General features: G+C 56.2%; 7 protein-coding genes. All 7 read left to right on the top strand.

The window, feature by feature from the left end:
• Nucleotides 1–130: 130 nt before the first annotated feature.
• The 7 genes from JRG72_05910 to JRG72_05880 all read left to right on the top strand — a co-directional run bounded on the left by JRG72_05910 (nucleotide 131) and on the right by JRG72_05880 (nucleotide 12371).
• Nucleotides 131–1405, top strand: coding sequence for a DNA repair exonuclease (locus JRG72_05910; GenBank protein ID MBW2134755.1), 1275 nt, complete (start codon nucleotides 131–133; stop codon nucleotides 1403–1405).
• Nucleotides 1406–1408: 3 nt separating this feature from the next.
• Nucleotides 1409–4618 carry an AAA family ATPase gene (locus JRG72_05905; GenBank protein MBW2134754.1) on the top strand — a complete coding sequence of 1070 codons (3210 nt, stop codon included), beginning with the start codon at nucleotides 1409–1411 and terminating at the stop codon, nucleotides 4616–4618.
• Nucleotides 4619–4727: 109 nt separating this feature from the next.
• Nucleotides 4728–5159, top strand: a complete 432-nt coding sequence (locus JRG72_05900) for a CoA-binding protein (GenBank protein MBW2134753.1) — start codon at nucleotides 4728–4730, stop codon at nucleotides 5157–5159.
• 132 nt (nucleotides 5160–5291) lie between these two features.
• Nucleotides 5292–5825, top strand: a complete 534-nt coding sequence (locus JRG72_05895) for a hypothetical protein (protein MBW2134752.1) — start codon at nucleotides 5292–5294, stop codon at nucleotides 5823–5825.
• Nucleotides 5826–5898: 73 nt separating this feature from the next.
• On the top strand, nucleotides 5899–7422 hold the full coding sequence (locus tag JRG72_05890; protein ID MBW2134751.1) for a YifB family Mg chelatase-like AAA ATPase: 1524 nt from the start codon (nucleotides 5899–5901) through the stop codon (nucleotides 7420–7422).
• A 2-nt stretch (nucleotides 7423–7424) separates the two neighbouring features.
• Nucleotides 7425–9818, top strand: coding sequence for a PBP1A family penicillin-binding protein (locus tag JRG72_05885; GenBank protein ID MBW2134750.1), 2394 nt, complete (start codon nucleotides 7425–7427; stop codon nucleotides 9816–9818).
• Between the two features lie 348 nt (nucleotides 9819–10166).
• Nucleotides 10167–12371, top strand: coding sequence for a vitamin B12-dependent ribonucleotide reductase (locus JRG72_05880; protein ID MBW2134749.1), 2205 nt, complete (start codon nucleotides 10167–10169; stop codon nucleotides 12369–12371).
• The last annotated feature ends 654 nt before the right edge of the window (nucleotides 12372–13025 follow it).

Below are 13025 nucleotides of genomic sequence, written 5' to 3'. Positions count from 1 at the left end.
TTCCAGCGTCCCGGTCTGCCGGCAGTGGTGGGTACGGACTGGAAGCCGGATTCGTTTATTTCCTTACACATCTGGCGATTTTTTGAAAAAATCAAGCTGTTTTGTGCTCGGGTCATAACTACCGATAATCATGACCGACTCCCGCCGGTTTAGTTTTGTTCACTGCGCCGATTTACACCTGGACAGCCCCTTTGAGGGCATTCATGCCCTGGAACCGGCTCTGGCGGCCACCCTCCGGGATGCCACTTTTAAAGCCTTTGATAAAGTAATCGACTTGGCGATTGGCGAAGGCGTCGACTTCATTATCATCGCCGGTGATGTTTATGACAGTGCCGACCGCAGCCTCTGGGCCCAGTTACGCTTTCGGGACGCCCTGCGCCGCGCTACCGAGGCGGGTGTAGAGTGCTTTGTGGCCCACGGCAATCACGACCCGCTGGCCGGCTGGGAAGCCGGGCTGAAGATGCCGTCCGGGGTTCATCGGTTCGGCGGTGAGGGGGTAGAGCAGATCACCGTCAGACGGAAGAACGAGCCGCTGGCCTGTGTCTGTGGCATCAGCTACCCGATCCGGGAAGTGCGGCAAAATTTGGTTCCGCAGTTTCAGCGCCAGGATGACGACCTCTTCCATATCGGCGTCTTGCATTGCAATGTCGGAGGCGATCCCAGCCACGATAATTATGCCCCTTGCAGTCTGGAAGATCTGATTAACGCCCGGATGGATTACTGGGCCTTGGGACATATTCATAATCAGAAAATATTAAGAGACTCCGGCCCCTGTATCATCTATCCCGGCAACACCCAGGGGCGCAGTGTCCGGGAATTGGGCCGCCGCGGCTGCTACCTGGTGCGGGTGGATGCTTATCAGCGCCCGCATCCGGAATTTGTCGCCACCGATATAGTGCGGTGGTTCAGCCAGGAAGTCGATATTGCCGACCTCTATACCTTCGATGATCTGCAGGACCGCCTGGCCGTCATATTAGAAAATATCCGTACCCAAGCTGAGGGCCGCGGCGCTATCCTGCGCCTGCAATTGGTTGGCAGAAGCGGTCTGCATGGCCAGCTCCGACAGATAAACCCGGAGCGGGATCTGGCCCTGCCCCTACGGGAAGGAGAGACCGAGCGTCCCGATTTCGTCTGGGTAGAATCGGTGCAGACCCGGACGCGGCCGCCACTGGATATCGACCTTAGGCGTCAGGTGCAGGATTTTGTTGGGGATTTTTTGCGGGCCGCGGAAGCCATCCGCCAAGAGCCACAGCCGGCGGCCCTCATCCATGATTTGCTTACTCAAAAAACGGAGCACTACCCTATTGCCCGGTATCTCAAGAAACTCACGAAGGCAGAACTGCTGGCCATGCTAAGCGATGCTGAAACCCTGGGATTGGACCTGTTGCTGAAAGATGAAGAGTAGCTGATGCAGATTAGCGGCTTTTATATTGATGGTTTTGGCATTTACCACAATCAAGGCATTCGCCCTTTCCCCCCTGGTCTGGTCCTGTTTTTGGGAGATAATGAGTGCGGCAAAACCACCCTGATGGAGTTCATCCGCACCATGCTGTTCGACTTCCCGCCGCCTCGAGCCAAACGCAACGATTATAAACCACAGCGAGGGGGCAATCATGGTGGCCGATTACAACTAGTTACGCAGGACTGCCGACGGCTGGTGATTGAGCGAATTGGCCGCCAGGCGACCATCAGCATGGATGGCGGAACCATTGAAAAGGCGGACCTGGCTGAGCGTTTCCTGGGTGGTTTAGACCGGCAAACCTTTGAGCACGTCTTTGCCATCGGATTGACCGAATTGCAGCGTCTGGAAGTTCTTTCCGAAGACGGGGTGCGCCGTCGTCTGTTTGCCGCCGGCGCCGGGCTGGGGGCGGAGTCATTGCCTTCTGCGGTCCAGACCCTTGACAAGGAGCTCAAAGCCCTGCTGAGGAAAACCGGTCGCAAACCGCTGATCAATCAGTTAGTCCACCAGATTAATCAGACCAGGACTCAAATTGCTGGTCTCCAGGAATTATCCACGGCATATGCCCGTGCCCAGGAGAGAAAGGCCCAATTGCAGCAGCAGATCCGGGAAAACCGGCAGCAGCTGCAGAATCTCCACCAAGACTTAAAGCGCCTGGAGCAACTGGAACAGGCCCGACCCTCCTGGGTGCGTCTGGGTCTGGCCCGCGAAAAGGCCGCAAGCCTGAAATTTGCCGAAAATTTCCCTCCGGATGGATTGAAGCGCTTTGATGATCTAAAGACGGAAATCGACCATGTTAAACAAAATCAAAAAGCCAGCGAAGATCAAGCCGCGCTGCTGCAGGAAGAAAAGCTGCGACTTTCCCTGGACCTGGGGGTCCTGAGCCACCAACCAGACATCGAAGCCTTGCTGGGCGAACGGGAAAAGCTGGCCGCGGCTCTCAAAGACTATCCTTTAGTTAAGAGTGCGACCGAACAGGCTGAGGCGGAATTGCACCGGCGTTTACAGGATTTGGGACCCGACTGGGACTCGGCCCGGATAGCCCGGTTGGACACCTCCGTCCAGGTCCGCCAGCAGGCGCAAGAGTTGGGCCGCTCCTTGGCCGCCGTAGAGCGACGCTATGAACAGCAACAGGCCCACTATCAGGGCCGCGCCGAAGCTGAGGCCGAGGCCCGGAGACTGACGGAGGAGGCCCAGGCATGGCTTAACGAGCTTCCCCTGCCGCGCCTGGACGAGGCGCAATGGCAGCAACAACAACAGGCGGTGCGGCTGCTGCGGCCCCTTTTACAGCAGCGAGAGTTGGCTACCAATCAGTTTAAGGACCGGCTCGCCTCCCGGCAAGATCATTACGGTCGCCGGGAAGCGTTGCAAAGGCAGATAGAGGCCGGCGGGGTCATTTTGCCCTGGTGGCTGCTGATACTGGTCTGCTTGGCCGGGCTGGGGCTGGCTGGCTGGCTAATTTTTCAACATGATTATCTCCCGGCGATCATTGCCTCTCTGGCCGGGATAGGCTTGAGTGCGCTGCTTTTTGTCCTCCGCTATCGCCAGCTAAAGGCGGAGCGCCACCGGGTCGCCATGCTGCAAGCCGATCTGGAGCAGGTGGAGCAAACCCTGAGGTCCCTGGAAGCGGAAAGCCAGGAACTCGACGCCCAACTGGAAAGCCTTGATGCTGATCTACAGGAGTGGGCCAAAGCGGCTGGATTCGAGCAGCCCCCTGATTCAACTCAACTGGAACTTCGGGCCAGCCAGCTGGAAGAGGCTGCCGCCGATTGGCGGGAGTGGCAGGACCGGCATCGGCACTACCAAGAAGCCCAGCGGCATTGGCAGGAGAAGGTGGAAAAACTACGGGAAGCCGAGCAACAGACCCAAAAGGCCTCCCAGGAGATGCAGCGGCGGCAATCGGAGTGGCAAAACTGGCTGGCCCAGCGCCGGCTTGCGGTCACGGTGCGTCCCGAAGGCTTTGACGCGGTGTTGCAGGCAGTAGAAAGCGCCCGGGTTGCCGAGCGCGCGGTGCAGGAGTATCGCCAACGCCTGACCCAGATAAAAAATTATATCTCTGACGCCCGCCAGCGGATTGGCACCGTAATCGCGGCTTGTGGCCGGACGCCGCTGGCCGCCGAAATCGGGGTGGAGGACCTGGAGGCTCTGCGCCGGGCTTTGGAAGCGGCCCTGAAAAACGAACAACAACGGCAGGCACTTGATCATCAGCTGGCCGCGGTCCGAATGGAGGGAACCCGGTTGGCCAATCAGTTACAAGAAAAAGAAGATCAACTAAAGACCTTGCTAAAGCAGGCCCACGCCGCCGATGAAGATGAGTTTCGGCGCTTGGCCACTGATTATGATAAATGGCGCGCGGCCAGCCGGGAGATCGAGGACAGCGAGATTGCCTTACGTACCATCGCCGGTAGCCCCCAAGCTCAGTGCAGTCTGGAAAAAGAACTGGCCCGCACCGATTCTTTACAGCTAGAAGCGGAAAAAGAGCAACTGGAGAACCAGATAGAAGAATTGGAAGAATCATTGGCCAAGGCCCAGCAGGAGGTTGGGGGACTTGATAAATCTCTCTTAGACATGGCCCGGAATGAGGAACTGGGTAAATTGCTCTGGGAGCAACGCTGCCGCCAAGAACAGTTGGCCGACGCCACCCGCCGGTGGGGGACGCTGGTGATCTGTAACTATCTACTGGAGCAGGCGCGGTGCATTTACGAGCGGGAGCGGCAACCGCAGGTGATTCAGGAAGCCGGTCGGTTTCTGGGTACCATGACTGGGAAGCGCTATCGGCTGGTGTCCTCGGCTGATCAAGGCAGCCTCAGACTGGAAGATGAAAATCTGGGTCGCAAGGAACCGCTCAACTGGAGCAGTGGGCTGGCCGACCAGGTTTATCTGGCCCTCCGCCTGGGGCTGGCCCGGGAGTTTGGCCGCCACAGCGAACCCTTGCCGGTTATTCTGGACGACGTGCTGGTGAAGTTCGACCCCCACCGTCAGCAGGGGGCGGCTCGAGTTATGCTGGAATTCTCAAAGGAGCACCAGGTATTGTTTTTTTCCTGCCACCCACAATTTAAAGAGCTTATTCAAAAAGCGCATCAGGACTACTTCCAGGGTGAGACCCAAGTGTCTTATTATACTATTAGGGATGGCATAATTGTGGAATCAAATTGCTAATCCTGGCAATAAGATATATAATTTATACTTATCAACTAATAATCTGACGGAGAGAACTGCCAGGCCGGAAAAATCAACCGGTCTATCATGGGAGAGAAAAATGGCGGAAATTGAATGTCAACTCCCGGAATTCAATCCGATGGATGAAGAAGTCAAGGCGATTCTGAAAGATAATCAAACCATCGCCGTGGTCGGGCTTTCAACCGACCCTGACAAGGATAGTCACCGGGTAGCCAAGTACCTACTGGAACGGGGTTATGGGATAGTACCGGTCAATCCCAAGTGCGACCAGATATTGGGCCAGAAGTGTTATGCCAGTCTCCGGGACATCCCGTTTCCGGTGGATATCGTCGACATTTTTCGGAAAATCGACGCCATCCCGGCCATCGTTGATGAGGCTATCGCCATCGGTGCCAAGGTAGTGTGGATGCAACTGGGCCTTGCCGAGAACACCTCGGCACGGAAGGCCCAGGAGGCGGGGTTGCAGGTGGTGATGAATAAATGTATCAAGATTGAGCATAGCCGATACTTTCCGACCTAATCTTCATTAAATTAATGGCTGGGAGGCTCTGCCAGGCGGTATTCTGCTTGGGTGGTTCAATCGGTAGCGGCGTATCAAAGGTGTGTTAAGCTGCAGTAAGAAGTTCAAATATAGCGAAACCGGAGGTAGTAAATGCAACGCATGATGGTTAGAAGTCTGATGGTCCTAAGCGCCATTCTGGTTTTCGGGGTAGTTTCGGGTCGGAGTCAAGCCCCAGCCCCCAAAGAACCGGTAAATTTTAAACAATTATTGCCCTTTGTGAAAATCGATCTACCTGGCTGGGAAATGGTGGGAGAGCCGGAAGGGAGGACGGTGAAAAGTGCCCCTATGATGATGAGCCAGGCCAAGGCAGAATATAAATCGGGGGATAAATCCTTAATAGTTACGGTGATTGATAGCAGTTTTGGGCCCATGGCCGCGATGGGAATGGGTTTTATGCATAAAATAGAAATCGAATCCACTGAGGAATCTACCAAAACTATCGAAGTCCAGGGGTTTCAAGCGGTGGAGAACTACAAATACAAAGATAAAGAGGGTCAACTGACCATTATGGTGGACAACCGCTTTATTGTCACCCTGGAAGGCCAGGGCATTGACGATACCCAGGTTCTCAAAGACACCGCGGAAAAAATGGAATTGAAAAAATTGGCTGGTTTGGGCCAATAATAAACTCCCATATGGAGTTAATCTTTTATTAATTTAAAATACCACGCGACTTGCGGGGCCAAATAACTTAGCCATGTTAGCCCGGGTCAAAAGCGGTGCCTTACGGGGCGTGGATGCCTACATTGTCGAGGTGGAGGTGGATATTGCGCCGGGCCTGCCGGCCTTTACTACCGTGGGGTTGCCGGAAGCGGCAGTCAAAGAGAGCAAAGATCGGGTCAAAGCCGCACTCAAAAACTCTGGGTATCAGTTTCCCATGAACCGGGTGACCATCAATCTGGCCCCGGCTGATGTCCGCAAGGAAGGCACCGGCTTTGATCTGCCGGTAGCCGTCGGCCTGCTGGCCGCGCAGGGGATAGTCCCGCCTGAAAATCTGGATAATTATTTGATTATTGGGGAGCTTTCTCTGGATGGGCGACTGAAGCCGACCCGGGGGGTGCTGTCCATGGCCCTGGCCTCCCGTCAGGACGGCCGGGCCGGGTTGATCGTCCCCCGGGAGAATGCCGCTGAAGCCGCGGTGGTCCAGGATACCGCGGTCTATCCCACCGAAACCCTGTCGGAGGTGGTCGAATTTTTGCAGGGCCGTAAGGAGTTAACTCCAGCTCCCGCCCCCGCCCTGCAATCTCTGGAACCGGGGGATGATGTGGACTTCCGCGAGGTCAAAGGCCAGGAGCAGGCCAAGCGGGCCCTGGTCATTGCCGCGGCCGGGGGCCACAATGTTATCATGGTGGGGCCGCCCGGAGCCGGCAAGACCATGCTGGCCCGGCGTCTGCCCACCATCCTGCCGCCGTTAAGCTTTGAAGAGGCCCTGGAGACCTCAAAAATTTACAGCATTGTGGGACAGTTGCCTCCGAATCAACCATTGATGACTAACCGACCTTTTCGCCCCCCGCACCATACCATCTCGGACGCCGGGCTGATTGGCGGCGGCCGGATTCCCAGACCCGGGGAAGTCAGCCTAGCCCATAACGGCGTCCTGTTCCTGGATGAATTGCCGGAATTTAAGCGTCAGGTATTAGAAGTATTGCGGCAGCCTTTGGAAGAGGGTCAGGTCACACTGTCTCGGGCTACCGCTTCCCTGAGCTATCCGGCCCGATTCATGCTGGTAGCCGCCATGAACCCTTGCCCTTGTGGCTTTCTGGGCGATCCGAAGCGGGCCTGCACCTGTACACCGCGCCAGATTCAGGCCTACCAGGCCCGGATCTCGGGGCCGCTTTTGGATCGCATTGATATTCAGTTGGCCGTGCCCGCGGTCCGCTATCAGGAATTAGCCGCCCCCGCCGATGGGGAGAGTTCCAAGTATCTCCGGGACCAGGTGATGGCGGCCAGGAGGATTCAGGGTCACCGTTTGGCCCGCAGCCGGTATTACTGCAACGCCCAGATGCCGCCCCGCTATCTGAAACAATTCTGTGTCCTCAGTAGCGAGGCCCAACGCCTGTTGGAAACGGCTATGGAACGTTTAGGGTTGTCGGCCCGGGCCTACAATCGCATTCTGAAGATCTCTCGCACCATTGCCGACTTGGAGGGTGAAGAGCACTTGAAACTTCCACATATTGCCGAAGCGATCCAGTATCGCAGCCTGGATCGCCAATTGGTGTAATTATGAGTATATTTTCTAAGCGCAAATACGATACTAAGACTACCAGGCTGAGGGCCTATGAGCGCCGCCGCCGTCGGGGCCGCATCCTGGGCTGGATTTTCTTAAGCTTTTTTCTGGTGGTAGTGCTAGGCGCGGCAGGATTGGCGGGCTATGTCTATTACCACTTTTCCAAAGATTTACCGGATTATACTGCCATTCGGGATTTCCGCCCCCATCTGATCACCCGGGTTTATGCCCGAGATGGCCGGGTAATCGGGGAATTTTATGCGGAAAGACGGATCGAGGTTCCTTACTCCAGGCTTCCCTGGCACCTGGTGGCCGCCTTTGTGGCCGCGGAAGACGCCCGCTTCTTTGAGCATCCAGGGGTCGATTTTTTTGGTATTGTGCGGGCCTTTATCCGCAATCTGCAGGCCGGTGAGATTGTCCAAGGGGGCAGCACGATAACCCAACAGATTGTCAAAAGTATCCTGCTGACCCCGGAAAAAAGCTATTCCCGGAAGATCCGGGAAGCGATTCTGGCCTACCGCATCGACAATTACTTGACTAAAGAGCAGATCTTAACCCTTTATCTCAATCACATCTATCTGGGACATGGGGCTTATGGAGTAGAGGCCGCGGCCCAGGAGTATTTCGGCAAACATGTGGAAGATTTGAACTTGGCGGAATGCGCTATGCTGGCCGGACTTCCCAAGGCCCCCAGCCGCTATTCCCCCTATCTTAATCCATTCCGCGCCAAGGAACGCCAGATATATGTGTTGAACCGCATGGTGGAAGCCGGGTTTATCCGACCCGATGAGAGCCGGCAGGCCTTGAATCAAGCGCTTATCTTGAAATCCTTGCGCCACAACCGTTGTGAGGAAACCGGTTATTATGCCGAGTATGTCCGCCAGTACCTGGAAAACAAGTATGGTCGGGATCCCCTCTATCAGGCCGGTTTTCAGGTCTACACGCCTGCCGATGTTGATCTGCACCGCGCCGCCAAAGCAGCCATCGATCAAGGTCTGGATGCCCTCTTTAAACGCCATGGCTACCGCGGTCCCTTGAAGCATTTAACCACCCAAGAATGTGAATCGTTCTGGGCCCGTCAGGACCAAAAGTTTCATAAGCACCCTCCCCGGCAAGGCCGATTGCAGACAGCAGTGGTTGTTCAGACCGGTCATGGGGATCGTGGTCTCATGGTCCGGTTCGGGAATAAATACGGCCTAGTGGTAACCGGTAATACCCTTGAAGCCAAGCTGTGTCCGGTCAAGAAGACCAGTAAGTATCTGGATCGCTTACGGATTGGGGATGTCATCCAGGTGCGCTTGATTACTAGAGAACCTGGCAGTGCCAACTGGCTGGTATGTCTGGACCCGGACCCCATGGCGCAGGCTGCCCTCGTTTACCTGGAAAATCAGACCGGCAAGGTCCGGGTCCTGATGGGCGGCAAGGATTTCAGCGACAGTCCCTTTAACCGGGCCATCCAGGCCCGGCGGCAGCCTGGTTCGGCCTTTAAGCCGATTATTTATGCCGCCGCCATTGAAAAGGGATATGGTCCCCATTCTATGCTTCTTGACGCGCCGATTGCTTTACCAGGCGGAAAGCCAGGAAAACTCTGGACGCCCAAGAACTACGATGGCAAATTTTTTGGTCCCACCCCCCTGGCCACTGCTTTGGCCCGGTCGCGCAATATCCCTACCGTTCGGTTGCTGATCAGTATTGGCCTGCCGCAGCTCATGAAAATTTCCCAGCAGCTGGGGATTACCTCGGAAATCTATCCCAATTATTCTTCCGCTCTGGGCTCTTCCGAAGTTACTTTAATGGAACTGACCCGGGCCTATACAGTGTTCCCCAACCAGGGTCAACTGGTCAGGCCAATTTTCATTGAACGCGTGGAGGACCGGGACGGCCGGATATTGGAGGAACACCGGCCTTTTAAGCAACCGGCCATCAGTCCCCGAACCGCCCAGATCATGACCGAATTGTTGGTCGGGGTGGTGCAACGCGGCACTGGCCAACGGGTAAAGGTCTTGAAGCGGCCTATTGGCGGCAAAACCGGGACTACAAATCGTTGCCGGGATGCCTGGTTTATCGGATTTACTCCCTTGTCTACTGCCGGGGTCTGGGTGGGAATGGATAACGAACAACCACTGGGAAGCCGAGAGACCGGCTCCCAGGCCGCGGCCCCGATATTTATTGCTTTTATGCGAGAAGCCTTAAAAAATCAGCCCGTAGAGGATTTCCCTGATCTCCCAGTAGGCAGATATGCCCAAGAAAGCCGGAGCCCCGAATACGATGACGAGATATCGGTTGCCGAGGGGACCCAGATTGACCAGGAATACTGGCTCGAGGAACGCCGCGATTCACTAAGCCAGGCTCCGATCCAAAGTTTTTTCAAACGGGATCTGGAAGAGTAAGGTCTTAAGCGCTGCCTCGTGCTCCTGATAGGCTGCCCGCCTGCCGCGGATGGTCCGGGCCCCCACTCTTAAAATCTGCGCCGCTGCAATCCAGTGGATCTCCCTGGCGATGGCTTTTCAAATTTTGCCATCCCCCCTCCACTTAAAAAGCCATTTTAACTGCTCCGGTTTTGCCGGTCGAATCATCTTGCCAGCCGCCATCGAGGTTTTCGGAAAAAGTCGGATACCGGCAAAAATTTTCTTGACAATGGATATATAGTAGGTTAATATCTCCTAAAATACAATATATAGTATTTTAAAGAGGTTAGAAAAGGCGCACAGTTTTGACCTAAAACGGAGGAGGCGGCAATGATCAGCACGGCAATCGATAGGGAAATCGGTGGGGACCTACCTTTAAGCTCCAATGCTCTGGTGGTACTCAAGAAACGCTATCTCAAAAAAGACAACCAGGGCGAAGTCTGCGAGGCCGCGACCGATATGTTCGAGCGGGTGGCCGGGACCATCGCCCAGGTAGACCGCCTCTATGACCCGGAGGCCGATGTGGCCGCCACTAGCCGTAAGTTCTACGACTTGATGGCCTCCCTGGCCTTTATGCCCAATTCCCCCACCCTGATGAACGCCGGGCGGGAATTGGGGCAGTTGTCGGCCTGTTTCGTGCTGCCGGTCGAGGATTCCATCGACAGCATCTTCGAGGCCATTAAACATACCGCTCTGATCCACAAGAGCGGCGGCGGCACCGGCTTCTCCTTTTCCCGCATCCGCCCCGAAAACGACCCGGTGCTGTCCACCAAGGGGGTGGCCTCGGGGCCGATTTCTTTCATGAATATCTTTGATGTGGCCACCGAAACCATCAAGCAGGGCGGCACCCGGCGGGGGGCCAATATGGGCATCCTGCGGGTCGATCATCCTGACATCGAAAAATTTATCACCTGCAAGAACAAGCTGGACCGGTTGAATAATTTCAATATTTCGGTGGCCCTGACCGACGCCTTTATGACTGCCGTGGCGCACGGTACGGAATTTCCCCTGGTCAACCCCCGTACCGGTGTCGTGGTCAAAAAGGTCAACGCCGCGGTCCTGTTCGACATGATCGTCCAGAGTGCCTGGGCCACCGGTGAGCCCGGGGTGATTTTCCTGGATGCCATCAACCGGGGCAACACCATCCCCCACGTCGGCGACATCGAGGCCACCAATCCTTGCGGCGAACAGCCGCTGCTGCCTTATGAGTCCTGCAACCTGGGGTCCCTTAATCTTGCCCATGTGGCCGCGGCCGGCAGCATTGATTATGCCCGCCTGAAGGAACTGGTGTGGACCGCGGTGCACTTCCTGGATAACGTCATTGATGCCAATAACTTCCCGCTGCCGGTCATCGGCGAGCGCACCCTGCAAAACCGCAAGATCGGCCTGGGGGTGATGGGCTTTGCCGATCTGTTGGTCAGGCTGGGCATTCCCTATAACTCCGAAGAGGCGGTGCAGACCGCTGAAGAGGTTATGGGCTTTATTCAGGCCGAATCCAGGGCCGCGTCGGCCGAGTTGGCCGCCCGCCGGGGCAATTTCCCGAATTTCCCGGGCTCAATTTATGACGGCAATGGTCACGGCCAGATGCGCCATGCCACCACCACCACCGTGGCCCCCACCGGCACCATCAGCATCATTGCCGGCTGTTCCAGCGGCGTTGAGCCCTTGTTTGCCATTTCCTTTGTGCGGCGGGTGCTGGACGGCGCTGAACTGGTGGAAGTACACCCCTATTTTGAGGAAGTGGCCCGGCGCCGGGGCTTTTACAGCCCGGAACTGATGAAGCAGATCGCCCAGCAGGGCACCATCCGCGACATCAAAGAGATACCCAAGGACATCCGGCGGCTGTTTGTCACCGCCCACGACGTCTCGCCGCAATGGCATATCCGCATCCAGGCCGCCTTCCAGAAATATACCGACAACGCGGTGTCGAAGACGGTCAATTTCCCCCAGAGCGCCGCGGCCGAAGATGTGCGCCAGGTCTATGTCATGGCCCATGAACTGGGGCTCAAGGGGGTGACCATCTACCGGGACGGCAGCCGTCCAGAGCAGGTGCTGAGCTTCGGCGCCCAGAAGGCCCCGGAAGAGCGCTACATCGCGCCGCGACCACGGCCCACCCGCACCATGGGGGTCACCCAACTGATCAATACCGGCTGCGGCAAACTCTACGTCACCGTCAACCGGGATGAGGTGGGTTTTTGCGAGGTCTTCGCCCAGATGGGCAAGACCGGCGGCTGTGCCTCCTCGCAGATCGAATCCACCGGCCGGTTGATTTCGCTGGCCCTGCGTTCCGGAGTCAAGGTGGAGTCGATCATCAAGCAGATCTCGGGCATCCGCTGCCCCAACCCCATCTGGCAGAACGGCCGCCAGGTGCTGTCCTGCCCGGACGCCATCGCCCAGGTGTTGGCCGCCGAGGCCCAGGTGGAGATCACCGAAACCGAGGTTACTATGGGCTCCTGCCCGGACTGCGGCGGCGCGGTGGAACGCGAAGGCGGCTGCATCGTCTGCCGGGCGTGCGGGTTTTCGCGGTGCAGTTGATGAAGGTTGGCGGCCCTTACCCCTCGTTCCCAAGTTGTACTTGGGAACGCCATAATACTATTACATTACTTCCATAGTGGGCTGGTTGCCTTTCTTCACCCGCGTCCGAGATCAGGACCTGATCACCGCCCTCCTAACCGGCGGGCGCGGCGGAGGTAGGGTAAAGGACCTGCTGCCACAAGGCACTGCGCCGCTTTTCCGGATCGCCGGCCCAGGATTCCTCCACGGCCCTTGGCCGATCCTCCAGCAGGTCAAAATCATGGTCCCAGGTGGTCTTCTGCCTCCTTTGGGATATGAACCAAAGATGATCTCCGATGGCAATTATTTAAGGTAATATCATCGACTTACTAAACACCAATTCAGGAGCTGGGCAAGGGAAATACATTTTTGTAATATTATTATAGGGTTAATCATATTTCAGGGGTTTCCCCAAGCTACCCAGGGTCTGAAATATGCGGAATCCATAATTGTTTTGGAATAAACTTGACAAACCCAAAGCCACAAATGATAATTAAAATTCGTGTTAGGGAGGCGGATAATCAAGCTCTGCCTGATAACGCGACATTTCTTCTCAATCATCCAAAACCGGTATAAATGGACGACGTGGTAAATAAATCCTCTTCTGGTGATGAGGAAGTTCACCTCCTGGACTAT

The organism is Deltaproteobacteria bacterium, assembly GCA_019309545.1.
Classification (GTDB): Bacteria; Desulfobacterota; Desulfobaccia; order Desulfobaccales; family Desulfobaccaceae; genus Desulfobacca_B.
The sequence above is the reverse complement of the archived record's forward strand: the minus strand, read 5'-3'. Positions and strand labels throughout refer to the sequence as shown.